The sequence below is a fragment of the Pseudomonadota bacterium genome, from assembly GCA_039196715.1.
Lineage (GTDB): Bacteria > Pseudomonadota > Gammaproteobacteria > CALCKW01 > CALCKW01 > CALCKW01.
The window spans coordinates 1-25,511 of sequence record JBCCUP010000067.1 but is presented as its reverse complement, the minus strand read 5'-3'; the positions used below and the strand labels follow the sequence as shown (position 1 = coordinate 25,511).

Sequence of the window (25,511 nt, the reverse complement as noted above, 5' to 3'; positions counted from 1 at the left end):
TTTACAACCCTAAGGCCTTCTTCACTCACGCGGCATGGCTGCATCAGGCTTGCGCCCATTGTGCAAAATTCCCCACTGCTGCCTCCCGTAGGAGTCTGGGCCGTGTCTCAGTCCCAGTGTGGCTGATCATCCTCTCAGACCAGCTACGGATCGTCGCCTTGGTGAGCCATTACCTCACCAACAAGCTAATCCGACGCGGGCTCATCTATTAGCGCGAGGTCCGGAGATCCCCCGCTTTCCCCCGTAGGGCGTATGCGGTATTAGCTCGAGTTTCCCCGAGTTGTCCCCCACTAATAGGCAGATTCCCACGCGTTACTCACCCGTCCGCCACTCGTCAGCCAGAAGCAAGCTTCTGCTGTTACCGTTCGACTTGCATGTCTAAAGCATGCCGCCAGCGTTCAATCTGAGCCAGGATCAAACTCTTCAGTTCAAAGTTTTTTGGATGGCGAGCCACCCGAATTGCTTTGCTGATGAGAGCTTCCTGACTAAGTGATTTTTCAATCACTATGGTCGCTTCATCATTTGGCACAAACCCAATGACAAGAGCGCCCACACAAGCTATCTAGTCACTAATTGTTAAAGAGCGGTTTTGTTTCAACCAAGACCGACCATGTTACTGGCATCGAATCTCGGTGTCAACCCCTTCGCTGCGGCCTCTGAAATGCCGACCGCGTCACGAAGCGAGGGCGGAAGTATACGTTCTGAAACGCGGACGTCAATAGCTGCAGACAACTTTTTACGTTCCAGCCTGCGTTGGCTCAGATGTCGCAGGAACTACCCCCTGCAACCTATTGATATCATTGATTTCTGAGCCCTGAGATGCGAAACTAATTGGGATGTGACGTCCCAACCGGGCAGACTGCTGCCCAGAACGCCTTGCCGGGCCTTGAGCAACGTGACCATTCGAACCCCATCACGCCCCCGCCCCCGCATCCTCAACACGCGACGGGGTAACACAGCCTCCCGTCCGATGGCGGTCCGAACCGACCCCCGCCAGGAAACGCCTCGCTTCCGCGGTCTGGCTCTGGTGACACTCGGCGTCGTGGCGTGCGCCGCCGCGCTCGGCGCTGCTTTCCAACAAGGGTGGTTGCCGCAGCCGACATTCGACGCACACGCGCCTGTCGAGCAAACGCCGCTGACCATTCAATATGCCTACTTCTCACCCCCGCAGGTGCGAATGCCCGCCGAGGATGCCTCGCTCGACCAGCCACCCGATGGGCGTGCGCCAGTGGCTGAACCGTCCATCACACCTCTTGGCGCAGGCAACGCGCTGCCGGACGAAGCCGCGCGGTTGCTCCGTATGGCAAGCCTGCGCGCACTGACTGCCGAGAGCCGGGCACGCACCCTGGTTGCCGCTCTCCCGGCACCAGCCTCGGCACCGCTGCCGAGCGAGTTGGCAGCGACGGTCGAGACGACAGCACCAGAGGCACCTGCCATCGAACCCGTGGATGCCGAACCACGTGACCAGATCGCAACTCTGGATTCCGGCAACCAGATTGCCACAATCACCGTGCGATCGGGTGACACCTTCAGTGACATCGCTGACGGCCTTGGCATTCCGCAACAGGATATCTCGCTGCTCCTGAAGACCACAGATGTCACCGAGAAACTCAACCGTCTGCGCCCCGGTGAGCAACTGGTGTTCGAACTCGGCACCGCCGGTGAACTGCTCTCGCTGAGCTACGAGCTTGACAAGGAACACCGCCTCAAAACATCGCGCAGCGCAGACGGCTTCATCGCCCGGAAAGAGTCTCTCGGATTCGACAAACGCCTCATGCAAGCTGCAGGGCGCATCGAGAACTCGATTTTCCTCGCAGCGTCGAATGCGGGCGTTTCCGACGCACTGATCATGCAGGTCGCCGATATCTTCAAGTGGGACGTCGACTTCGCCATGGACATCCGACCGGGCGACACCTTCAAGATCGTCTACGAAGGCCTGTTTGCCGACGGCGACATGAAACGCACCGGCCGGGTCGTCGCGGTTGAACTGAGCGGCAGAGCAAAGGCGCACCGCGCGTTTTTCTACCACCGCGACGGGTACAAGGGCGCGTACTACACCGAAGACGGCCGCTCTCTGGAGAAGCAGTTCCTGAGAAACCCGCTCGAAGTCGTCCGAATCACATCGAAATTCGACCTGCGCCGCCGCCACCCGGTGCTCAACACCATCCGCGCGCACAAGGGCGTCGACTACGGCGCTGCCAGCGGCACGCCCATCTTCGCCACGGGCCGTGGCAAGGTAACCTTCATCGGCGGCAAGGGCGGCTACGGCAAGACAATCATATTGCAACACGGTCGCAAGTATTCGACGCTCTACGCACACATGTCGAGATTTCGCAAGGGCCTCAAGCTGGGTGATCGGGTAGAACAGGGCCAGGTGATCGGCTACGTGGGTAAGACCGGGCTTGCAACGGGGCCGCATCTGCATTATGAGTTTCGCGTCAACGGCCAACACAAGGATCCTCAGACCGTCGAGTTCCCCGGCGCGGAATCGCTGCCCAAGACCGAACTCGCCCGGTTCAAGGCGCAGAGCGAGCAGCCGCGCTACGCGCTCAACGCCCTGCAACTGCCGACGGTCGCACTTGCAGACTGATGTGGATGGGCTCTACGTAGGCCTGATGTGCGGGACCAGCGTCGATGCAATCGACGCAGTCGCTGCACACTGGCAACACGGCCGCCCACACATCGTCGCGACGCATTCGCAGCCCTTGCAAGCGGCGCTGCAACACGATCTGCTCGCCCTGACTCGGGCGGGCCGCGCACAGTTCGACCACCTCTTCGCGCTCGACGCGCAGGTGGCGAGCGCTCACGCCGAAGCCGTCGCTGCGCTGCTATCGACCCACACCATCGCACCCACAGACGTGCGTGCGATCGGTTTTCACGGCCAGACGGTCTACCACGCGCCCACCGCCGACCCGCCCTTCACCGTGCAGCTCGGCGACCCCTCACGGCTGGCAGTGGCCACCGGCGTGCCGGTTGTGGCGGACGTGCGGCGCGCCGACATTGCACTCGGCGGCCAGGGTGCACCGCTGGCGCCGGCCCTGCACGCCGCCCTGTTCGCCTCCGACACGGCGCCGCGCGCGGTGCTCAACCTGGGCGGCATCGCCAACCTTTCCCTGCTGCCCACGGACGGCGCCCCGATCACCGGGTTCGACACGGGCCCGGCAAATGCCCTGATGGACGCCTGGTGTGCTGCCCACCTCGGCACCGCTTTCGATGCCGACGGGCAGCTGGCTGCCAGCGGTGCCACCGACGCCACCCTGCTGCGCCAACTTCGATCCCACCCGTTCTTCGCACAGTCACCGCCCAAGAGCACAGGCAGAGAGCAATTTCACCTTGGCTGGCTGGAATCGGCGATCGGCACACGGAACCTCGCGCACGCCGATGTGCTTGCAACGCTGGTGCAATTGACCGCCACCACCGTCACCGACGCTCTCGCACAGGCGCTGCCGAATTGCGTTGAACTGCTGGTCTGTGGCGGGGGTCGGCACAACGCCGCGCTGATGGCACGACTGCGAGCCCACGTCGACTGCGCAGTCGTGCCCACTGACAGCCACGGCGTGGACGGCGACTGGGTGGAGGCGCTGTTGATGGCGTGGCTCGCTCGGCAGCGGTTGGCCGGCGTGCCTGCCAACTGCCCGAGTGTCACGGGCGCGCGCGCTGCGACGCCGCTCGGCGGGCTCTACCTGCCGCCAGAGGCGGTCTGAGTCAGACCGAAAAGGAGGACCCGCAACCGCAGGTGGTCACGGCGTTGGGGTTGCGGATCACGAACTGCGCCCCTTCAAGACCGTCGGTGTAATCGATCTCGGCGCCGCCGAGGTACTGGATACTCATGGGGTCGATGAGCAACTTCACGCCGGCTGTGACCACTTCGGTGTCGCCGTCCTGGATGGATTCATCGAACGTGAACCCGTACTGGAAACCCGAGCAGCCACCCCCGGAAATGAACACACGCAGCATGAGCTCCGGGTTGCCCTCCTCGGAGATCAACTCACTGACTTTGCCCGCTGCGGCTTCTGTAAACACCAAGCCGTCGTCGTCTGTGGCCTGCCCCACCGCGTCCGCGCTCATGGCACACCCTCCGCTGTTCAATAACCGAGTAAATGGCTCGGGTATTCTTGCCGACAGTGTAGATGACGGTCAAGACGCCTACACGCTAGTCTATGCCCCGACGCCGCCGGCTTGAACCGACGCGCCCGTGGCGAGTCCCTATCGCGTCGTATCCTTTTTTTCACGACACAACTGACTATGACCAAACTCTCCCGCGATCGTTTCACCTACCTCGCCCTTGGGTGTGTCGTACTCGCCGCAGCCTGGCTGTGGCTGGCCCCCACCGGTGCGCGGGCCGCGCCGAACGTCACCTTCACCACACTCGAGGGGCAACGGGTCGACATCACGGCATTGCGGGGCAAGCCTCTGTTAGTCAATTTCTGGGCCACGACCTGCATAGGCTGTGTTGCTGAAATGCCACACCTGGCCGAGCTCTACGAGACCTTCAACGATGACGGCTTTGAGATCGTGGGCGTGGCGATGTACTACGACCCACCCAACCAGGTGCTCGAGCTGACCCGTCAGCGGGCCGTGCCCTACCCGATTTCACTGGACGTGGACGGCCGGATCGGCAAGGCCTTCGGCGATGTCTCGCTCACGCCCACGTCGTTCCTGGTCGACGCCAACGGCAAGATTGTCTTCCACAAGATCGGCGAGCTCGACATGGACCTGCTGCACAACAAGATCGAATCGATGCTCCACGCGGGTTGAGCCGGCGTGCTCTGGATCAAGGCATTCCATGTGGTGGCCGTCGTGAGCTGGTACGCAGGATTGCTGTATCTGCCGAGACTGTTTGTCCACCACGCCCTGACCCCGGCAAGCGACCAAATCACGCTGGCACGTTTCAAGATCATGGAGCGCAAGCTTTACGTGATGATGTGTATCGGCGGCGGTGCGACCGTGACGCTCGGATTGTTTCTCGCGTCGCAACTGCCGACCGACAAGCTGCTCGATGCGACCTGGCTGCACATCAAGGTGGTGCTGGTGAGTTTCCTGATCGCGTACCACTTCTACTGCGGTCACCTGGTGAAGGTCTTTGCCGCCGACCACAACACGCGTTCGCACACGTGGTACCGCTTCTTCAACGAAGTGCCGGCCCTGTTCCTGATTGCGATCGTTATCCTGGCAGTCGTGAAGCCGTTCTGAGTTTGGCTCAGCTACCGCCGGCAGCTTCGTCCACAGGGAACACCAGGGGCCGAAGTTCCTTGAGCGCTTCGCGGTACACCCGCCGTTTGAAATAGATGACCTTGCGAATCGGCGCCCAGTAGCTCACCCAACGCCAGTGGTCGAACTCGGGGTGGCTGGTCGTGGCGAGGTTCACCTGCGTTTCAGGGCACACCATCCGCAGCATGTACCAGATCTGTTTCTGGCCGATGCACACCGGGTGCTGGTTGCGCCTGACATAGCGCTTGGGCAGGTTATAGCGCAGCCACTCACCGGTGCGACCCATGATCTCCACGTCGCCCGGGCGCAACCCGGTTTCCTCGTAGAGCTCGCGGTACATCGCCTCTTCAGGCGATTCCTCCATGTCGATGCCACCCTGCGGAAACTGCCAGGCGTTCTGGCCGCATCTGCGCGCGAGGAAGACCTGACGGTGGGTGTTGGACAGGATGATCCCGACGTTCGGTCGGTAACCGCTTGAATCGATCATGGTGTACTGTAATACACATCTTCCGCACGGATGTCCACGTCAGTTCATGTGCGCGGCAGGGTCACTCCACGTTGGCCCTGGTATTTGCCTGCACGATCACCGTAGCTCACATCGCAGACCTCATCGGACTCCAGGAACAACATCTGTGCCACGCCTTCGTTGGCGTAAATACGCGCGGGCAACGGTGTGGTGTTGGAGAACTCCAGCGTCACATGCCCCTCCCACTCCGGCTCGAGCGGCGTCACGTTCACGATGATCCCGCAGCGGGCGTAGGTCGACTTGCCGAGGCAGATTGTCAGCACCGAGCGCGGGATGCGGAAGTATTCGACCGTGCGCGCCAGGGCGAAGGAATTGGGCGGGATGATGCAGGAATCGCCCTTGAAGTCGACGAAGGAGCCGGCGTCGAACTCCTTCGGGTCGACAATCGCGTTGTTGACGTTGGTGAAAATCTTGAATTCGTCGGCACACCTGACGTCGTAGCCGTAGCTCGACGTGCCGAAGGACACGACCTTTCGACCGTCGACCTCGCGCACCTGCGTCGCTTCGAACGGCTCGATCATGCTGTGGGACTCGGCTTGACGCCGTATCCAGTTGTCAGACTTGATGCTCACCGCGCTGGTCCAGGCAAAACCGCGATGGTATCACGACACCCGCCGACGCCTCCGCCGAGCAGACACTGGAATCAGGGCCAGTGCCAGCAGCCAAAGCGCACCACCCCCACCCGAACCCCCAGCGGTGTCGCCGGCTGCCGTGACAACACCGTCACGGCTGACCTGCCACAGGAAGCGCGCGTGCGTGGTGCGCCCGGCCGACTCGACAAACACCGACACCGGAAACTGACCCTCACGCTGCAGGTTGCCCTCAACGCGCCCGCCGGTCGCCTGCAGACCGGTGGGCAAACCGACCACGTCGACGCTGACCACGCCACCCACGCCGTCGAGCAGGTCGAGTGACACCGGTGTGCCCACCGCGTCAGCGCGGTCGGCGTAGGTCGGCAGGGCGGGGGCCACGGCATCCGCGCGGCCGACAGCCACATTGACCACATGCCCCGTCGACGGCACCCCGTCGGCGTCGAGCGCGAACAGCCACCACGGACCGGGCACGATGACGTTGGGGTTGGCGTGTACGGCGAGCTCGTAAACCGTGTCGGTGTGCGGCGTGGCCGACACGCGCAGAAAGCGCTGGTCGGAGTTGTTCGAGTGTGTCGTGCTGCCGAGGCGCACCATGCTGAACCCGTTGACGGGGCTCGCGGTCTTGACGAACAGGTTGCCACCTGAGCGTGCCTGATCACCGGCGAATTCGATGGTCGGGCGCGAGGCTGGGGTACCGTCACTGCCGAACAGGTACGGCGGGGAGAAGATCTCGACGTTCGGGTGGTTCACGCCACACCGAGGGCCACACAGCCCGCCCCCGCCCGTGAGGATACGGCCGTCCTGCAACAGCACGGCGATCGAGTGGTAGTTTCGGGGCACGCGGTGGTTGGCCATGGCGCGCCACTGCCGCGAATCGGGGTTCCAGATCTCGGGCGTCATGACCGATTGACCGTCACTGAACTGGATGCCCGTCTGGTTGCCGCCGACGACAAACACCTCGCCGTTCGGCATGACCACACTGTTGTGGTACGTGCGCGGCCGCACCATGTTCGCGACCGATCGCACCACCGGCGCTGCGCCGTTGATGTCGATGGTCAGCGCGGACGCCGTGGACGATGGTGAAAAGCGTTGGTCACCGCCGCCGGTCAGCAGCAACTTACCCTCGTCGTACATCACCGAACTGCCGAACTGGCGCACGCGGTTCTCGCCAAGCCGCGTCCCTGCCGCCGACACCCCGCCCAATCCGCCGGTGTCGAACCAGTGCATCGTCGGCGTTGGCCCGGCGTGAAAGACCCGGCCGTTCGGCGCCAGGTGCATGAACGCGAACCACTGGCCGCTGGTGCCCGTGCCACCGGCGCTGTTCATGATGTTCTGTTCGCGTTCGAGCGTGGCCATGGACGCGCGCGGCAAACCGCTCCAGCCCACCCCGGGCTGCCAGAGCTCCGAGTTCGAGCCAGCCCGCTTGGCAAAGGTGGCGAAGGCGTCGCCCTCGGCCAGGGTGACCACCGTGCCGTACCAGCGAGCGTGGTCCATGTTGTCTTCGGCGAGCCACGTGTCGCCGTCGAGTCGGCTCGTCAACCTGAGCGCGGGGTTGCCGCCAGCCACGAGCACGGTGCCGTCGGCCAGAATGGACGATCCGGCGCAGAACATGTCGTGTCGCCGGTTCGGCAGGTTGACGATGCGTTCGCTGGTCGGATCAAACGAGGCCGCGTAGGTGAACTGGTCCGCGGTGGGAAACGCATCCACCTCGTTTGACGCCCAGGTGGTCACCGTGCCGTCCGCTTGTTGCAGGGCCGAAACCGGCACGAAGGGCCACGCGATACTCGCACCCCAGGCACCGACCTCCGCGGGGTTGGCCGCCACCACGTTGCCGAACAGCGTGCCCGCGGCGACCACGCCGCACAGACACACCCGCCCTGTTTGCACCACTTGCGCTAACACTTCCACAACGGACCCAGCTCGCAGATTCCATCCATCGGGGCCAGTATGACAAGCTTGGCCCAACGCGACGATTCATATGACATACCGCAGTGTTGGAGTTATGCCCCACCCGCGTGTTCACGTCAAGATACCGTCACCCCGAAGCACGCACAAGTGTGCAGATCGAAATTCGAGCGTTGGTGACAGCCGTGTTCGGCCACACGGACGCCGAGGTTCCGCTGCTCAGGTGTTTTCGATCACGATCTTCGGAAAACGCGCGCTGAAATCCCGCGCTCGGCGCGACAGCGCTGCGCTCATCGCGCGCGAAATGGCCTTGTACGAATCGGCAATGGCACCGTCGGGGTCAGCCACCACCGTGGGGGCACCGCCGTCGGCCTGCTCGCGAATCTGAATGTCGAGCGGGAGCCCACCGAGGAAACGCACGTCGTAGTCGGACGCCATGCGCTGTCCACCGCCCTCGCCGAAGATCGGCTCCTTGTGCCCACACGCGCTGCATATGTGCACAGACATGTTCTCGACCACCCCGAGTACGGGCACTTCAACCTTCTCGAACATCTTGAGGCCCTTGCGCGCGTCGAGCAGGGCGATGTCCTGCGGTGTTGTGACAATCACGGCACCGGCCACAGGCACCTGTTGGGAGAGCGTCAGCTGAAGGTCACCCGTGCCCGGCGGCATGTCGACGATCAGGTAGTCGAGCGCCTGCCAGTTGGTCTCGTTCAGCAACTGCTGCAGCGCACCGGTCACCATCGGCCCGCGCCAGACAACCGGCGTGTCGTCGTCCACCATGAAGCCGATCGACATCACCTGAACGCCATGGGCCAGCTTGGGCTCGATCGTCTTGCCGTCCGGGCTGTCCGGTCGCCCGCTGACGCCCATCATTCGGGGCTGGCTGGGGCCGTAGATGTCGGCGTCCAGAATGCCGACCTGAGCACCGTCCGCCGCGAGCGCGAGGGCAAGGTTGCAGGCAGTTGTCGACTTGCCCACACCGCCTTTGCCCGACGCCACGGCGATGATGTTCTTCACCGACTCCAAGCGCTTGAGCGTGCGCTGCACCGCGTGCGCCTGGACGCGCGTGTCGACGGCGACGACCACGTCGGCGACGCCCTCCAGTGCACGCACCCGCTCCGCAATCGTCTCGATGAACGCGGCGTGCGCCCCGCCGCAGGGGAAACCGAGCGCGACGTTGACGCTGACGCGGTCACCGTCGACCGACACCGACTTGAGCGCCCCGGCCTCGGCGAGCGTTTGGTCGAGGTAGGGCACCGCCAGGTCGGCCAGGTGGTCGCGGATCACGGCATCGGTCAGCATGAGGGGTGCTCGGCTCGTCACGGGGCGGGACTCTCCAGAGTACTGGAGCAGGCCAATCAGCGTCTAGCGTGGGTGTTCGCGCCGCTTGTGTGGAGCACACCGTCCCCAGGCGGTAAGCTACGGGGTTGTCCACGACACCCCAATCGAGCACCACCATGCCGCACGCCCCGCGTGAGATCCTGATCACCAGCGCCCTGCCCTACGCCAACGGTGCGATCCACCTCGGCCACATGGTCGAGTACATTCAGACCGACATCTGGGCGCGCTTTCAGCGCATGCGGGGTCATTCGCTGCAATGGGTGTGGGCCGACGATGCCCACGGCACACCGATCATGTTGCGCGCCCAGAAAGAGGGGCTGACACCGCAACAACTGATCGACCGCTACCACGCCGAGCACAAGGCCGATTTCGACGACTTCCTGCTGAGCTACGACAATTTCCACAGCACGCACTCGGCGGAAAACCGCGAGCTCGCAGAGCGCATCTACCGTGCCTTGCGCGACAACGGACACATCAGCGTGCGCACCATCGCGCAGCTCTACGACCCGGAAAAGGAGATGTTTCTGCCCGACCGCTACGTCGAGGGCACCTGTCCGAACTGCAAATCGGAAAACCAGCGCGGCGACAACTGCGAGGTCTGTGCCGCAACCTACGAACCCACCGATCTGATCAACCCACGGTCCATGGTTTCGGGCGCGACCCCGGTGCTCAGGGATTCCGAGCAGTACTACTTCAAGGTCAGCGACTTCGAGGACACGCTCCGCAGCTGGCTCGCCAACGATCAACTGCAACCCGAGACCGTCAACAAGATCCAGGAGTGGTTCGAAGACGGCCTGCGCGACTGGGACATTTCACGCAACGCGCCCTACTGGGGTTTCGAGATTCCCGACGCCCCCGGCAAGTACTTCTATGTCTGGCTGGACGCGCCGATCGGCTACATCGCGAGTCACAAGAACCTGTGTGCCCGCACCGGTGATGACTTCGAGCGGCATTGGGCGCCGGACTCGACCACCGAGCTCTACCATTTCATCGGCAACGACATCGCACGATTCCACACGCTCTTCTGGCCTGCCATGCTCAAAGGCGCCGGCATGCGACTGCCGAATGCGGTGTTCTGCCACGGATTTCTGACCGTCGACGGTGCGAAGATGTCAAAGTCGCGCGGGACGGCCTTCCAGGCACGGACCTACCTCGAGCACCTCGAGCCGGAATACCTTCGGTATTACTTCGCCAGCAAGTTGTCCGACGGCGTCGACGACATCGACCTCAACCTCGGTGACTTCGTTGCACGTTGCAACAGCGACCTGGTCGGCAAACTCGTCAACATCGCCAGCCGCTGCGCGAGCTTCATCAGCAAGCGCTTCGACGGCAAACTCGCCAGTGAGCTGCCTGACACGGCCCTGTTCACCGACGCTGCCGCCGCGGCTGACACCCTCGCCGCGCACTTCGAAGCACGCCGCTACGGCCACGCGATGCGCGCGATCATGGCGCTGGCCGACGCCGCCAACGAGTACATCGCCGCGGCCGAGCCCTGGGTTGCGATCAAGGACGAGTCGCGCCTGAACGAGGTGCACCAGAGTTGCACGCTGGGGCTCAACCTGTTCCGCCAGCTCGCGGTTTACATTGCCCCGGTGCTGCCTGAGCTCGCGGAAAAAACCGCCGCCTTTTTCAACACCGACGCGTTGCAGTGGCAGGATGCGCAGCACCCGTTGCTCGACCACGGCATCAACCGGTTCAAGCCGTTGCTGTCCCGCATCGAACCGGCAAAGATCGACGCGCTGATCGAATCGACCAAGGCGGCCGCGGCGGCTGAAGCGCAGCCGTCACCAACCGGTCCCCTGGCCGACGACCCGGTCAAGGACACGATCGACTACGCGGCCTTCGACGCCGTCGACCTGCGCGTCGCCGAGATCGTCGCCGCCGAGCCCGTCGAGGGCGCCGACAAACTGCTGCGCTTGACACTCGACCTCGGCGGCGAGCGTCGGACGGTATTCGCCGGCATCAAGGCAGCCTACGAGCCCGATGCCCTGACCGGACAACTCACGGTCATGGTCGCGAACCTCGCGCCACGCAAGATGCGCTTCGGGCTCTCCGAGGGCATGGTCCTGGCCGCTGGACCGGGCGGGACAGAATTGTATATTTTGAACCCGGATTCGGGCGCCAAGCCCGGCATGCGAGTGAAGTGAACTGAATCGACGCGGGACGTCGGGACGACAGCGGAAGGCAGTACCGGTTCGCACCGCGCGCCGGGCGGGTGCCTCAGATCCGGATGTCCGTTTCGCCACACACCCGGTACGCCCCTTCGCGCAGGTCGCCCAGACCGAGCCTGCCCAGCTGCTGCAGGTGCAGCCGGTCGAGTGACAGCCCGACACCGGCGAGCAGCGCCTCGATGCAGTTCACGCTGGCCTGCCGCATCGTCACCGCCAGGGTGGTGTCTCCCTGCCCGCGCACGTCGAGCACCGGTGAGTCGCCGTGTTGCGTGTCCGACCCAACTCGCGCTCGAAGGGCCTCCAGCTGGTCCGGTTCGACCGGTCGCGAGGTCGTCGCGAGGTAGACGCGGGGCTTCTTCTCCAGCCGCCGCTTGATTCGTTGGGTCCAACGTGCGTCGTCGCTGAGCAACACCAGCCCGGTGACCTCGGGGCCCAGCAGGTTCGCATAGTAGTAATAGCGGTCCCCGGCACGGTCTTCGAGCAGCGCCAGCACTGACGGGTGTGCCGTGTCTCGGGTGGTGCAGCCGAAGGCGAGCGGCTTGTGCAACACGATGTATTCAAAGCCCGCGATCGACATCGGTTTGCCGTCAAAGGTCACTCGACTGCCGTCGGCCACGTCGAACTCGGGGTCAATGACCACCGTGCCGTCAACGGCAATGCGGCCTCGGCGGACGAAGTACTTGGCCTGATTTCGACTCATCGCAACACACAGCGAGAGGAACTTGCTTAAACGCATGGGGCGAGGCGGTGACAGGAACCCGATCTGGCGCGCTAGGATACACGATCCACCCCGTGCCCCGCCCGACCGCGCTAGCGGTCGTTGCTGCTCAACCGATAGCCGACACGGAACCCGCCGAAATGCCGGCCGTTCACGTACACCGGCACCGACATGTCGAACATGATCTCGCCGGTGTCGCGCCGGTAGATCTGCAACATGTGCGGCTGTTCGTGCCGCCCGACCGTCCGCCCGACGTGGTCAGCGAACACCCGCTTGGTGCGGTTGCCGACAATGTCGAGGGTGCGTCGACCGGTCAGCGGTTTGCTGAACCGCAGGTTGTGTGTCGGCACGTAGCCGGACCGGTCAGCGGTGATCGCGAACACGATGTGCTCGTCAAGGTCCAGAATCGGTTCCTGAATCGCAGGCAGGTGGTTGTCACACCAGTCGTCGAAGCGGGTCTTGTATTTCTTCGGGTCTGTCGCCCGTATCAATTCGTAGACGGGTTCGAACAACTGGTCCTCGCTGTAGATGCGGTTGGCCAGCCCGCGCTCGAGTGCCGCGCCGATCGCCGGGGAGGCCTCCTTGGCAATGTCGAGCACGTGCTCGTGAAAGGGGTCGGTGAACTCGGACGTGGTGGGCTTGAACGTTGTCACCGTGCTCGCGAGGTAATTCGCATCGAGCGCCAGCTCGTCCGACACCGCCTTCACCTGCGTTGCCATGTCCTCGTACCGGTTGCCGAACCCGTGCAGGTCGACCAGGGATTGATCGACATCGGACAACCGGTTCGACTGTGCGTCGCTGGAGCTGCCCATCTGCGAAATCAACGAGGTCAGCGTAGACACGCACTCTTCAATCTGACCCATCGAGTCGTTCGCGCCCCGAACCGACGCGCGCCCGTCCTCGATACTCTGCTTGGACTTGTCGATACTCGACGAAATTTCCCGGGCCGAAACGGCCGAACGTTTGGCCAGTTCCCGCACCTCGTTGGCCACCACGGCGAAGCCGCTGCCGCGCTCTCCCGCGCGCGCCGCCTCAACCGAGGCGTTGATGGCCAGCAGGTTGGTTTGGAAGGCGATCTGATCGATCGTGTCGCTGAATTGCTCGATGCTGCCGGCGTGCTCGGCAATGCTGCTCATGGAGTTGACCACATCGGCCACCGCAGCACGCCCGGTCTGCGCCGCACGTTCGACGTCTTCGACCAGGTGGTAGAGCCGCGAGGTCAGGTCGCGGTTGAGGTCGATCGATTCGCGCAAGGAGGCGAACTCGGTCTTGAGCTCAGCCATGAGACCGGCGAACTCGTTCGATTGGCCCGCCAGTGCACTGATTTTCGGTAACGCAGCTTCGATGTTGTTGGTGCGGCTTTTGGTCTGCCGCACAACCGCGTTGATGTTGCCCACCAGCGTGAGCAGCGTGGCACGCACATCGGCACTCGACACGGCGTCGAGCTCCCGTCTGGGCACGTCCAGATCGCAATCGGCGATCCGTTTGAGCACGGCTGACACGGCTCGGTGTTCACGCGGCGTCCTGCGCGCGGCGCCGGTCCATTTTCCCAGCGCAGTTCTCTTCGGCATCGGGCTCACTCGTACGTCCAATTGTACAGCGGATGGCGAGGCGCGTCCGTGCGCTGACATCCGTCCCTATCCGCTCAGATCGCCCACGAGACGAAATACTGAACCGGTTTCACGCACACATGTTCGCGTGTGCGCAAACAGTAACACCGGTGACACGCCACGGTCGGCACCTGCGTCGGCAACAGGCTCCCCTTATTATACAGCCCTGTCACCACCGGTCGGCAGTGCGTCAACGTGCCTTCGCCCCGGCCGTGTCAACGTCGCCCTCGACCACCGCCTCCGCCGCGGCGGTGATCGTACGTTGCGAGTCCTCGGCCAACGGCTGCGAGCCGTCGGGCAATTCGATCTGCACGCGCCGATGCGCCAGTGCAATGCCGTTCTCGTAGAGCGCGTCGCGCACGCGCTGGTACACCACCCGGCGCAACAGAAACTGTTCGCGTGGCTTGCAGGTGAACTTGGTGCAGATGACCAGCACACCGTTCTCCACACGCCGGACGCCCTGCGACTTCAACGGTGCCAGGAAATTCGGGCCGTGCACCGGATCGTCGAGCAACGCGAGGCCAATGCGTTTGACGATCTTGCGTATCTTTTCGATATCGGCTTCGTACGGCACCTGGAACTCCTGCTTGTAGATCACCCAGTCCCGGTTGTGGTTGACCACCACGAGCAACTCACCGAACGGGATGGTCTGCACTGCGCCCCGGTGGTGGCGCAGGCGCATCGATCGAATGGAGATGCGTTCGACTTCACCGCGGTACTCGCCGAATTCGATGTACTCACCAACCCGAAACGCGTCGTCGATCAGAAAGAAGATGCCCGAGATGATGTCCTTGACAAGCGCCTGGGCACCGAAACCGAGCGCGATGCCGACAACCCCGGCACCGGCCAACAGCGGGCCGATGTCGACACCGAAAGACGACAGCACAATCATGAAGGTGATGATCGCGATGACGGTCAGGGCGAACCCGCGGAAGAGCGGCAGCAGGGTGCCCAGGCGAGACTCGACGATGTGCGTACCGCCTTCGCCGTCACTGGAGGCGTCGCCGCTGTCCTCGACCGCCCGAGCGTGCTCCCGCTCGATGTAGCGGGAGAGGGTTCGCGAGAGCACCGTCCAGATCACGCTGGCCACCATCAAGGTCACCGCGACCCTCAACAGCGCCCCGGTCACCTCACGGCCAAGCGGTGTCGCGGCCAGCGCGACCAGGTCGATCAGCACCGCCTGAACCAGCGCAACACCGCCGAGCGCCACCAGGCCGATCGAAACACCGGCGAGTGCCCCGTCGGTGTGCGCCGCTGCACCGGAGGCCGCGGCATGCGCACGCGCCCGCAAGATGACTCGGCGCACGTACCACGCCGCCGCAAACGCGAGGCTCGCCACCACCACAGCTGCCGCTTCACGCGATTCCCCGGCGAACGTGCGGCCCGCCCAGACGGCGAACAACAGCACGACGCCGGTCGCCACGAGGCCGATGTGGTTCGACACGGAGAACGCGGTTTCCCCCGTTCCCGTGCGCGCAGTGGTGTCCAGCTGCGCATCGGCGTCGATCTGACCCCGGTGCAACGTCAGCAGCGTCACGCCGGTGATCAGAGCGGCACCGATGATCTCCCACACCGACACCAGCACCGCCGGCACCGCCAGCAACAGAAACATGCCAGCGTTCAATGCAAAGAAGGCCGCGACAAAGACCACGGACACAAACCACGAGGCCACGCTCCGCGCTGTCCGGTCAGACAGCCGGGGCAGACGCAGTCCGCTGGCATTCGGCGCGAACAGCAGCCGCGCAAGCACAAGCGCCGCGCCAGCGCTCGTCAATGCACTGAACCAGCCGATCAGAAAAAGCCGCATGGGGTCGAAGCGGTCGAAGTAGAGCAGCGACACCACTCGGCCCGCCACGGTGAAGGCGAGCAGCTGGCCCAACTCGGGCAGCGCCCTGACGCTCAGCGCGACCACACGAAACCACACGGTTTCGGTCTCGTCGGAGCCTGAGGCATGGCGGAAAAAGCCCCGCAACACGCGCCCGACCACGTGGGCTGCAACGAGGCCAACCAGCACCATCAAGGCGAGGTTCGCCAGGCCAACACCCATACGTGACCACCCTTGCAAATCAGTCAGTAGGATGAAGGCGTGCTGTACGATATCACCCAACCTCGGCACGGTGTCGGACAAGGCTGCGGCGCTGGCAATCGCATTGGCCGAGCCCGCCCTGAGGCTCTCGAGGACGCGCGACAAGCCCCCCTCTGACGCACTGTCGCGCGTGGTTGTTGCGATTGCGGCAGCCCGCTCGTGCAAGGCCTGGAGCAACAGCTGGCGGGTCTGGTTGTCTGTCAGTGGCGCAACCAGGGCATCGACCTCGCCCACTGGCAGCTGCGCCGGCAAGACGACGTCCACACCACGTGCCTCGGCGGAAGAGATCGCCAAGGCCGCCGCGCTCTGTGCCCACGCCACGCCCGAGGTGCACAGCAGCAGGCACAGCAGCAGGGCCTGAACCGACGCTGTGCAGACGTGCGCCACACCCCCTTCGTTGTATCCGCGAACCGGCTCGACACGCGCCATGAACCCTCCTCTGAAACGGACCACGGCAAACCTGCAACCCGCGGCGAGGTGTTGATCACGCGGTACCGTGTGGCATGCCCCATCACTACCACCGACACCTGCCTGGCGCAATTCACCCAGGGGTTTCCCCTAGGCTCGGACCCCCGGTGGGGCGACACGGCGACCGGGGCGCTGCGCGGGACTCACGCGTCGCTGGGCTGCGCGCCACCGAAGCAGTCGGCGTATCGCTGGGCGAGTACCCGGTAGCCGTTTTTGTTCAGGTGCTGCCAGTCCCGCGGACCGTGCACCGGCGTGCCCGCCCCGGTCACCACCCGCAACGCCGGGCTGGCATCACAGAACCGCCAGCCAAGGGCCGCAACCGCGGTCAACACCCGCTCGCGCACGGTCTCGTGGCGGCGCGTGTTGGCGTCACCCGTGGTCGGGAAGAACGGCAAGCCAGCGTAACTCTGCGTCCTCAGCGCGCCGCGGAAGTCGTAGCTGCTTGCCACCGCCGGGATATAGAGAAACTGCAACTGCCGGCCCGGGTACCTCGACGCGACCGTCTGGAGGCTGCCGAACAGCGCGTCCAGGGCCTGGTCGATCTCGTCGTTGGAGAGCTCCAGCGCTGCGGACTGCGGAAAATCACCGAACAGGATGCCAGACGCGCTGCGCGGGTACCCTGGCGGCGAGGCGCTGTTGCCCGCCGTGCGTGTTGGCAACGCTGCGCGTCCAGATCGGAACTTCTGATACACGTAGTCAAACACCGGCATCAGAAACCGCGCCGTGTACTTTGCCTCGCTCGAGCGGTGGTTCTGCTCTCTCAATACATCGTTGAGGTCGTTGCCCTCGTAAAACACGAACGTCAGGTGCGACACCGCATCGCGGGAGAAGCCGAGCGCGGTGGCGTGTTCGAGCATGCGTCGGCATCGCCGCTCCTCGGTCACCGTGCCAATCGCACCGTAGCCGCTGCGCGCGAAGCTGATGAACTGACGGCCGTCGGTCGGCTCGAGTTTGTTGAACAAGCCGTAGCGGGGGTCCGATGACAGCCACTCGTCCCCGCCGCCTTCGGCGAAGCTGTCGCCGAGCACCACCTCGAAGCGAGGTGTGTTGGACGCCCGGTTCGGATCGAGGTAGATGAAACTGCGGTAGCAGGGCGAGATCAACCGGACGATGTCGAACGGCAAGCGGTGTGCAAAAGACGGTGAGGTGTACACGAGCGCGGCGTTCACACCCAGCAGCAACACCCAGGTTACGGCGCCGACTATGGCATTGTCTCGCGTGAACACCGCACCGCGCAGCCGATCAATCCAGCTCATACGCGGTCTCGTAGTTGAGCCGGAGTCGTTCGTCCTGCTCGGCCTTGAACAAGACACAGTTCCCAACCGCCAGCACGTCGAGTTCGGTGCCCATGAAACACCGGAACGCGTCCGTGGCCGTGCACACGATCGGCTCCCCGCGAACGTTGAACGACGTGTTGACCAGCAGCGGGCAGCCGGTCTTGGCGTGAAAACGGGAGATCAACGCGTGGTAGCGCGGGTTCGTGTCGGCGTGCACCGTCTGGATCCGCGCCGAGCAGTCGACGTGGGTGATCGCCGGGACGTCGGACCGCGGCACGTTGAGTTTCTCGATGCCGAACAGCTGTTCGTGCTCGGCCCGGATCGGGTGCTGTTTGTCGGGGTGCACGTCAGCCACCAACAACATGTACGGGCTGTCGCTGTCGTGGTCAAACCACTGCCCCACGTGCTCGCGCAGCACACTCGGCGCAAACGGGCGAAAGCTCTCTCGGTACTTGACCTTGAGGTTCAGTTGTTTTTGCGTGGAAGGGGAGCGCGGATCGGCGAGGATGCTGCGCGCACCGAGCGCGCGCGGGCCGAACTCCATCCGACCCTGCATCCAACCAACCGCGTGCTGCTCGGCGAGGGCCGTGGCGATGCGCTCCAGCGTCTCGTCGTCGCCGCAGCGGTGGAAACGGGCGCCGCACGCAGTGAGTTCCGCGGCGATATCGTCGTCACTGTACTCGGGCCCGAGGTACGCCCCACGCATCGCATCCCGCTCCACTGGCGGCTGCCGCGGTTGACCGTGGTCGATGTGCCAGGCAGCCAGCGCTGCGCCAAGCGCACCGCCGGCGTCACCAGCAGCGGGTTGGACCCAGAGCCCGTCGAACACCCCCGCGCGGTGCAGCAGGCCGTTGGCCACGCAGTTGAGCGCCACGCCGCCAGCCAGGCACAGGTTGCGCTCCCCGGTTTCGCGCGCAACGCTGTGGGCCAGCTTCAGGACAATCTCCTCGGTCACAGCCTGGATCGACGCGGCAAGGTCCATCTCGCGCTGGGTCAACGGCGACTCGGGTTTCCGTGGCGGTCCCCCGAACACGGCGTCGAAGCGAGCGTTGGTCATCGTCAGCCCGGTCGCGTAGTCGAAGTAGCGCATGTCGAGCTGGAAGCTGCCGTCCTCGGCGACGTACAGCAGTGTGTTCTTGATGGTATCCGCGTAGACCGGCCTGCCGTAGGGTGCGAGGCCCATGACCTTGTACTCGCCGGAGTTGACCTTGAAGCCGGTGTAGTAGGTGAACGCGGAGTACAGCAAGCCGAGGGAGTGCAGGAAATGCAACTCCTTGACCACGCTCAGCTCGCGACCGTGGCCAACCGCGAGCGAGGTGGTCGTCCACTCCCCCACCCCGTCCAGTGTCAGAACCGCCGCGCGTTCGAATGGCGACGGAAAGAACGCGCTCGCTGCGTGCGACAGGTGGTGCTCCGAAAACCGCAGGCGCGTTGACCAGTCGACCTGATCACCGAGCGCCTCGTCCAACGATTGGGTGAGCAGCTTGCGTTGAAACAGCTTGTCCTTGACCCACAGCGGCATGGCTGCAGCAAAACTGCGAAATCCGCGCGGCGCGAACGCGAGGTAGGTTTCCAGCAGACGCTCGAACTTCAGAAACGGCTTCTCATAGAACACCACCTCGTCGACCGCGGACGGCTCGAGACCCGCGTGCGCCAGGCAGAATCGCACGGCGTGGTGCGGGAAGCCGGCGTCGTGTTTCTTCCGCGTGAAGCGCTCCTCCTGCGCCGCCGCGACGACCTCTCCGTCCTGGACCAGGCAAGCCGCGCTGTCGTGGTAAAACGCCGAAATGCCGAGAATGACCATCGCTAGAACAGCGTGTAGATGAACGGTGCAACCACGGAGCCCTTGGCGATGACCAGCAAGCCGCCGATGATCACCATCACGATCACCAGGGGTGCCAGCCAGAGCTTCTTGCGCACACGCAGGAAGGTGACTAATTCGGCAAGCACGTCGAACATGTCAGGCTCTCTCAGAAGGGGTTCTTGAACGCATCGAGTCGATCCGCGTCGATCTCGCGAAGCGTCCAGTAGGACGCCAGACGCCGCGGCCGCAGGCGCAACTCATCGCGACCGGCCACACGCATCACCAGCGCCACCGGTGTAAACAACAGAAAAAACACGATGCCGAGAACGATCGGGCTGACGATCGCGCCGAGCAACAGCCCGAAGCGCATCCAGAGGCGATTGAGTGGCAACAACAGATCGGGTTTCGTGAGCGTGCAAATCAGCAGCAGACCCGCGACGCCGAGCGCCACAACCGCACCGACACGGCCGTCGGTCAGCCAGAAGTACGCGGCCACACCGGCGAAGACCGTGGTAAAAAACGCCCCGAACCGTCGGTTCGTCGGCAACTCCGGGGTTGTGTTCACAACGTGTCCTCACGACGTGTCGACGTACGAGTGCGCTGTCTCGGCACCGTTGATCGGTGTGTCCGACACCCAACCTGCCAGCGGCCGCCAGAGACGGTCACACCGGCGTGCGCACCAGTGCACAAAAAACGGCTGAGATCGGGGCTAAACGTGCCAGCGAACCGGTGTGGAAACTGTGACGAAGGACACAAAAGCCGGGCGCAAACTTGGACAATTCGTCGGCTCGAGGGTGCGTCAGCGCAGATCACCGATCTGCGCTGGACCAGTCGTGGTTGGTTAGCACGGTGCCCGTGCCGGGATGGCCGACGCCGCGCTGCACGAGGCCCGTGCTACTGCAGGAATTCGACGTCGACGCCGTAGACCGTGAACCCACTGGTCGAGGTGTGTTCGAAGGTCAGGGTGTTGACACCGTCCTGCCACCACCCCGCGCTGGTCTCGAAACCGATCCGGACCGTGCTCTCGTTGTTGGCACCTTTGGCGTGGTCGCCAAAAAGCGTGAACGGCTTGCGCCCGTTGATCGACATGCGTCCCTCTTCGCGGACTTCGGCGTCGTGCACTGTCAGGTAGACGCGCGCTCGCGTGGCCGCCTGCGGCTTTTGGACCTCGACGGTCACGGTTTGTCGCGGTTCGCGGCTCCAGAGTTCGGCCGGCAGACCGGTGGTGACCTGCTTCGGTTGCGGCGGCACGGCCGGCTTCGGGGCCGTCATCCGCGACGCGAGGTGAAACACGTCCGATGCGCCTTTGTCCGGTCCGCCGCCCTTGTAGCGGTCGTTGACGCCGGGAATGACAACCCCGGTATCCACCAGAGGACTGCCGTCAACCGGCTTCAGCGAGGTGTACAGACCCGGATTGCCAAACGCACCGTTGGGTTCCACGCGGGCAATCCGCTTGAAATCCGAAAAGCGATTCAGTTCCACGGCGTCACCGCGGTCAAACCATTCGAAGACGCCGCCGCCGGTTCGGGTTGTGAACCAGTGGTTGTAGTCGAAGGTCGGGTTTTCGATGTGGTAGATCCCGATCTTGACGTCGGTAAGCCGGCTGTCGGCGGTCGACATGATGACATTGTTCTTGAACGCCACGTTCTTGATCGGCTGGCTGTGCTCGTCGTGGCCCCACCACAGGTTCAGTGCCGGGCCACCGCCGTCACGCACCATGGTGTTGTGGTAGAAAAAGACGTTGCGCGTTGCAATGCCCTCGTCTTCGCCGCCAACGGTGTTGAACTTGACGAAGGACTGCCGCGGTGTCACGCGGTCAAAGGTGTTGCCGATGAAGTAGTTGGGGCCGGGCGCCAGGGGTGCGACGCTGATCGTGTTGGCGGACCCACCGGTGATGCGGTTGCGAAAGAACTTGTAGTTCGAGCAGACGCCGTCCACCTCGACGTTGTCGTCGCGCGCCGAGCCGATCACGTTGTCGTAGACATCGATGTTGACTGCGGTTTGTGCACCGGCCCAGCCGGTCAGGCGGTAGTAGTGATCAACCCGCTCGGACGTGGCGAGCGCGGCATCCTCGTCACCACAGTGCCGGAAGTTGTCAAACCCCCCCTCAACTGTGTTGGCTCGCACCACCAGGCCCATGCCGACCGCGTTGCCGGTTACGTGGTCGTTGTTGTCGAACTGGACCGCGTTGTACAGCCCGTTGATCGCGTTAAGCTCGACGAGGTTCGCGTCGTTCTCGACCCCGTGCCCGGGCGGAAACTGAAAGCAGCGGTTCATGAGCACACCCCAGCGACCCTTGCCGGTGATCACGCTGTTGCGCACGACGATGCCGCGGCACGTGTCGAGCCGAAAGCCGATGCCGCCGTCCGCGCCGCCCGGCGTCATGCCCTGCAGCACCAGGCCGTCAAACCAGACGTTGGCGGATTTCTGCAGGTCGACCAGGCGCTCGGTCGTGAACCGGCCGTCAATGACCGGTTTGTTGTCGGGGTCCAAGGCCCGGATGATGAACGGCGCGTCGCGCTGGGCGATCAGCCCCTCGACCGCGAACGGCGCGTACTCGCCCGGACCGAGGCAGATTTGCACCGTCTCACGGCCGGCCTTGGAGGCGAGCGCGCGCACCGCCCGACCGATGTCGTCGCCACCCTCCAGCGAGCGGTCACAGGCCATCGACGGCATGCGGAACTCGGCGAGTGTGGTGACGGTGGCACGCACCGGATCGTGACCGCTCACGTCGATTTGCAACTCGTACTCGGTTGCGGGCTTGAGGTGAAACAGGCTGGTCGACAGGTTGTGGCGGTCGATCTGCGTGAACGGAAGCGCCGCCTGAAACCGCTCGGTACCGCGTTCCCGGTACGCGAGCGTGCCACTCGCCCCACGACCCAGGCCACGTGACGCACTGACGACCACCGTGGCGGTTTCGAACAGGCCCTGCGTCAAAACGTCCAGGTCGGCGCGTGCGGCCTGACTGAACAGCGTGGCCAACAGCACCACGGCGGATGCCGACACTCCGCGGGCGAAACGCCCGCCACCGATGTTTGCGCGCATGCGAGACCCTGTTGCTGCCACAGCCGGGGCGCCCTGATCGACGTGTCCTTGGGCGCCCAGTGAATGTTCGGCTGTCCGACCGGGTGAGACACGGGATGCCACCCTTTCATTCAGCCACGCGTGCGGCACAGTACGGTCACCGTGTCGCTGTGCACAACCGGTGCAAACCCCTACGGCGGAACCGACCTCGATTCCGGCAGCGGGCTGCAGCCCCTAAGGCGGGCAGGAAGCGTGCCGGTGACACCCGTGAGCGCGCTGCCACGTGGCGCCCCTCAGCCCGGCTCGACAGCGCAGTCGGGATCGCCGAGGGGCGCATGCTGATCGAGGGCCGCCAGCAGGGCCGGCAACCGAGCCCGGGCCACCCGCTCGCCCGCTTCCCGCGCTGCCTCGAAAAAGGCACGACGCGGACTGGCCGCAAACGGGGTTTCTGCGTCGATGACGAAATCCGCCTGTCGCGCCTGATCTGCCGTCTGGCGGGCTCGCCGCTCGACCTGCGCACGCACACGCGAACTGGCGCCATCGGGCACCGAGTCCGGCTTCGGGTAGACGTTGACGGCAATGACAAAGGCGGCACCGGCGTCGCGCGCCGCGGAGACCGCGAGCGGCGCCGCGACGTCGCCGTCCTCGAATTCAACGCCGTTGATGCCCACCGGCGACAGGATGCCGGGCACCGCACTCGAAGCGCGCACCGCCACACCGCTGTTGCCGTTGAGGATATAGCGTGGCGTCTTGTCGCCGCGGTGGGTGGTCACCACGACCACGCTGCGCGGCAGGGCCTCGAGCGGCCGATTGCCAAGTTCGGTGTTGACATAGCGTTGCAGTTTCCGCCCGTGGATCCAACCGCGGTCTGCGAACAACGACGGGTCAAAGAGGGTCAGCGGACCACCCGTCCTCGAGCGAGCGTCGATGTCCGCCGCACTGAAACCGCCGGCCCAGAACACGCCGATCAGCGACCCGACGCTCGTGCCGACGACCAGGTCGAATTCGATGCACGCCGCTTCCAGCACGCGCATCACACCGATGTGGGCATAGCCGCGCGGGCCACCTGCTCCGAGCACGAGCGCCACTCGGGGCGCTGGGTCAAGGCGCGGCACCACAGCCACCGGCGCGGGGGCATCGGGGGCGGTGTAGTTGAATGGCTGGCAGCCCGACAGCAGCGCCAGCGACACCGCGAGCGCCGCCATGCCGCCCCGACCGCGACTCACCGGGCCTCTGCGGCCGTCGACCCGGCTGCCGCAGTACCAACGTCACGGGAAACGGCTGCGCCAGACCCAACCGTCTCGCGGCGCAGCGACAACCACGAGAGCGTGTGGAAGAAGATCGCGTACGGCACCAAAAAGAGCGGGATCAGCCCGGTCGGGTACATCAGGGTGTTGTTGCGGATCTCCGGGAAGAACAGCTGCACCGGACCCTCAGAACTGAAATAGCCGAAGAAAAAGGCACTGACGAAATCCGCGACGCCGGCCACCAGGACGAGCACCACAGCGGTGTCGGGCAGCTGGGCGCGGTGGCGGTAGAGCACCAACACCGCGACCGCGAGCGCGCCGACAGCCAGATCGCCGATGCCGGCAGGAAAGGCGAACACGGCCGGGATGTTCTCGCGCCCGTACTCGATCAGAAACACACCGCCGATCACGCGCCAGACCTGCAATCCGACCAACCAACGCTGCGACAGCGGTTCAGCCAGTACCCAGTTTCGGAACCGCCACAGCAGCACCGACGGTATCAACCAGCACACCGGGATGATCAGCGCGCCCGCCGGCCCGAGTGCCTGCGGCACCCGTGCGAGGCACACCCAGGTCATCAGAGCACCCCAGACCAGGAAAACACCGCCGAGCGCCAGTCCGCGACGGGGTGATGCCCCACTGAAGACGAAGGTGCACAGGAGATAGAGCGGCGTCACGAGCATCGCCGCCGTGACGATGATGATCGAGAGCGGGTGGGCGTCGAGCAGCGTGTAAGCCGGCATGGCGGACCTCAGCGTTAGTGGGTTTTATATTGGAACTGTCAATACCCTAGCAACTTGAGTTCTATTACGCAACTCGCTATTCTCGGACCATGGAACGCAAACGCTTCGACACGGCCCCCTGCCCGATCGCGCGCTCGCTGGATGTGCTCGGGGATTGGTGGAACCCGCTGATCCTGCGGGAGTGCCTCTACGGCAACACGCGCTTCGACACACTGCAGCGCTGGCTGGACATCAGCCGCAACATCCTGACGCGCCGGCTCGCCGACCTGGTTGCCACCGGCCTGCTGGACAAGGTTGCCTACCAACACAAGCCCGCCCGCTTCGAGTACGTGCTCACCGACAAGGGCCACGACGCCTGTGCCGTGTTGATGGCGGTGATGCCGTTCGGCGACCGCTGGTTCTTTCGCGACGGCGCGCACCCGATCGAACTGCGTGACCGCGACACGGGCGAGCGGGTCGTACCGCTCGTGGTCGACGCCACCACAGGCGCCGTGCTCGACACCCGCAAGCTCGTGCCGTGCCCGGGGCCGGGGTTTGATGCCCCGCCCGACATCGTCGCCGAGCGCTTTGCCGAGTACACCGCGGCCAACACGCGCTAGTCGGGCGCGGGTGAGCCGAGTGGCGCACGTCGTGCCGGGCTAGTTGTGATCTTTCAGTAGGTTGTTCATCCGAGCCCCTTGCTCGATGCTGTTGGGTGTCTACGTCCAACACACCAAAGAGGCCCGGATGAACACCCACAAGAATGCCCGATTGACACCCTTCGGTCGACGGGTTCTGGTCGAGC

21 protein-coding genes and 1 rRNA gene are annotated in these 25,511 nt (G+C 64.4%); 6 read left to right on the top strand and 16 right to left on the bottom strand.

Annotation, left to right across the window (positions count from 1 at the left end; translation table 11 throughout):
* Positions 1 to 430, bottom strand: a 16S ribosomal RNA gene (locus AAGA11_18170); the annotation flags it as partial.
* A 540-nt stretch (positions 431 to 970) separates the two neighbouring features.
* On the opposite strand from AAGA11_18170, the gene AAGA11_18165 reads away from it, so the two are divergent.
* Both AAGA11_18165 and AAGA11_18160 read left to right on the top strand, forming a co-directional pair.
* Positions 971 to 2,590: a peptidoglycan DD-metalloendopeptidase family protein gene (locus AAGA11_18165; GenBank protein ID MEM9604796.1), complete on the top strand. Its 1,620-nt coding sequence runs from the start codon at positions 971 to 973 to the stop codon at positions 2,588 to 2,590.
* A gap of 1 nt (position 2,591) precedes the next feature.
* The gene (locus AAGA11_18160; GenBank protein ID MEM9604795.1) at positions 2,592 to 3,704 is read left to right on the top strand and encodes an anhydro-N-acetylmuramic acid kinase; all 1,113 of its coding nucleotides are present in this window, start codon (positions 2,592 to 2,594) and stop codon (positions 3,702 to 3,704) included.
* Position 3,705: 1 nt separating this feature from the next.
* Here the strand turns inward: AAGA11_18160 and erpA are convergent, their stop codons facing one another.
* Entirely contained in the window at positions 3,706 to 4,068 is a 363-nt protein-coding gene (gene erpA / locus AAGA11_18155; GenBank protein MEM9604794.1) for an iron-sulfur cluster insertion protein ErpA, read from the bottom strand.
* Between the two features lie 177 nt (positions 4,069 to 4,245).
* On the opposite strand from erpA, the gene AAGA11_18150 reads away from it, so the two are divergent.
* Complete coding sequence (locus AAGA11_18150; GenBank protein ID MEM9604793.1) at positions 4,246 to 4,758, top strand: TlpA disulfide reductase family protein; 513 nt, start codon at positions 4,246 to 4,248, stop codon at positions 4,756 to 4,758.
* Between the two features lie 6 nt (positions 4,759 to 4,764).
* Complete coding sequence (locus tag AAGA11_18145; protein MEM9604792.1) at positions 4,765 to 5,193, top strand: CopD family protein; 429 nt, start codon at positions 4,765 to 4,767, stop codon at positions 5,191 to 5,193.
* 7 nt (positions 5,194 to 5,200) lie between these two features.
* On the opposite strand, the gene rppH is transcribed toward AAGA11_18145, so the two are convergent.
* The 4 genes from rppH to apbC form a co-directional block, all read right to left on the bottom strand.
* The gene (rppH, locus tag AAGA11_18140) at positions 5,201 to 5,698 is read right to left on the bottom strand and encodes an RNA pyrophosphohydrolase (protein MEM9604791.1); all 498 of its coding nucleotides are present in this window, start codon (positions 5,696 to 5,698) and stop codon (positions 5,201 to 5,203) included.
* Positions 5,699 to 5,742: 44 nt separating this feature from the next.
* Positions 5,743 to 6,309, bottom strand: coding sequence for a dCTP deaminase (gene dcd, locus AAGA11_18135; GenBank protein ID MEM9604790.1), 567 nt, complete (start codon positions 6,307 to 6,309; stop codon positions 5,743 to 5,745).
* A gap of 30 nt (positions 6,310 to 6,339) precedes the next feature.
* Positions 6,340 to 8,238, bottom strand: coding sequence for a galactose oxidase-like domain-containing protein (locus AAGA11_18130; GenBank protein MEM9604789.1), 1,899 nt, complete (start codon positions 8,236 to 8,238; stop codon positions 6,340 to 6,342).
* A gap of 216 nt (positions 8,239 to 8,454) precedes the next feature.
* On the bottom strand, positions 8,455 to 9,540 hold the full coding sequence (apbC, locus tag AAGA11_18125; protein MEM9604788.1) for an iron-sulfur cluster carrier protein ApbC: 1,086 nt from the start codon (positions 9,538 to 9,540) through the stop codon (positions 8,455 to 8,457).
* 155 nt (positions 9,541 to 9,695) lie between these two features.
* On the opposite strand from apbC, the gene metG reads away from it, so the two are divergent.
* A complete protein-coding gene (metG, locus tag AAGA11_18120) occupies positions 9,696 to 11,726 on the top strand; it encodes a methionine--tRNA ligase (protein ID MEM9604787.1) in 2,031 nt (676 codons plus the stop codon).
* A gap of 73 nt (positions 11,727 to 11,799) precedes the next feature.
* Here the strand turns inward: metG and AAGA11_18115 are convergent, their stop codons facing one another.
* The 10 genes from AAGA11_18115 to AAGA11_18070 all read right to left on the bottom strand — a co-directional run bounded on the left by AAGA11_18115 (position 11,800) and on the right by AAGA11_18070 (position 24,727).
* Positions 11,800 to 12,486, bottom strand: a complete 687-nt coding sequence (locus AAGA11_18115) for a S4 domain-containing protein (protein MEM9604786.1) — start codon at positions 12,484 to 12,486, stop codon at positions 11,800 to 11,802.
* A 74-nt stretch (positions 12,487 to 12,560) separates the two neighbouring features.
* Entirely contained in the window at positions 12,561 to 14,039 is a 1,479-nt protein-coding gene (locus tag AAGA11_18110; protein ID MEM9604785.1) for a methyl-accepting chemotaxis protein, read from the bottom strand.
* A 229-nt stretch (positions 14,040 to 14,268) separates the two neighbouring features.
* The gene (locus AAGA11_18105; GenBank protein MEM9604784.1) at positions 14,269 to 16,593 is read right to left on the bottom strand and encodes a mechanosensitive ion channel family protein; all 2,325 of its coding nucleotides are present in this window, start codon (positions 16,591 to 16,593) and stop codon (positions 14,269 to 14,271) included.
* A 182-nt stretch (positions 16,594 to 16,775) separates the two neighbouring features.
* Positions 16,776 to 17,888 carry a hypothetical protein gene (locus AAGA11_18100; protein MEM9604783.1) on the bottom strand — a complete coding sequence of 371 codons (1,113 nt, stop codon included), beginning with the start codon at positions 17,886 to 17,888 and terminating at the stop codon, positions 16,776 to 16,778.
* Positions 17,875 to 19,713, bottom strand: a complete 1,839-nt coding sequence (locus tag AAGA11_18095; protein MEM9604782.1) for a carbamoyltransferase — start codon at positions 19,711 to 19,713, stop codon at positions 17,875 to 17,877. Before AAGA11_18095 ends, AAGA11_18100 begins: the two co-directional genes overlap by 14 nt.
* Positions 19,714 to 19,715: 2 nt before the next feature.
* Entirely contained in the window at positions 19,716 to 19,868 is a 153-nt protein-coding gene (locus tag AAGA11_18090) for a DUF5989 family protein (GenBank protein ID MEM9604781.1), read from the bottom strand.
* 11 nt (positions 19,869 to 19,879) lie between these two features.
* Positions 19,880 to 20,278, bottom strand: coding sequence for an SxtJ family membrane protein (locus AAGA11_18085; GenBank protein ID MEM9604780.1), 399 nt, complete (start codon positions 20,276 to 20,278; stop codon positions 19,880 to 19,882).
* Between the two features lie 329 nt (positions 20,279 to 20,607).
* A complete protein-coding gene (locus AAGA11_18080; GenBank protein MEM9604779.1) occupies positions 20,608 to 22,758 on the bottom strand; it encodes a hypothetical protein in 2,151 nt (716 codons plus the stop codon).
* 272 nt (positions 22,759 to 23,030) lie between these two features.
* Positions 23,031 to 23,963, bottom strand: coding sequence for a patatin-like phospholipase family protein (locus tag AAGA11_18075; GenBank protein ID MEM9604778.1), 933 nt, complete (start codon positions 23,961 to 23,963; stop codon positions 23,031 to 23,033).
* Positions 23,960 to 24,727 (bottom strand): hypothetical protein, encoded by a 768-nt coding sequence (locus tag AAGA11_18070; protein ID MEM9604777.1) that lies wholly within the window; start codon positions 24,725 to 24,727, stop codon positions 23,960 to 23,962. The genes AAGA11_18075 and AAGA11_18070 overlap by 4 nt, the downstream gene beginning before the upstream one ends.
* Before the next feature lie 89 nt (positions 24,728 to 24,816).
* Between AAGA11_18070 and AAGA11_18065 the strand changes: the two genes are divergently transcribed.
* Positions 24,817 to 25,326: a helix-turn-helix domain-containing protein gene (locus tag AAGA11_18065; GenBank protein ID MEM9604776.1), complete on the top strand. Its 510-nt coding sequence runs from the start codon at positions 24,817 to 24,819 to the stop codon at positions 25,324 to 25,326.
* The last annotated feature ends 185 nt before the right edge of the window (positions 25,327 to 25,511 follow it).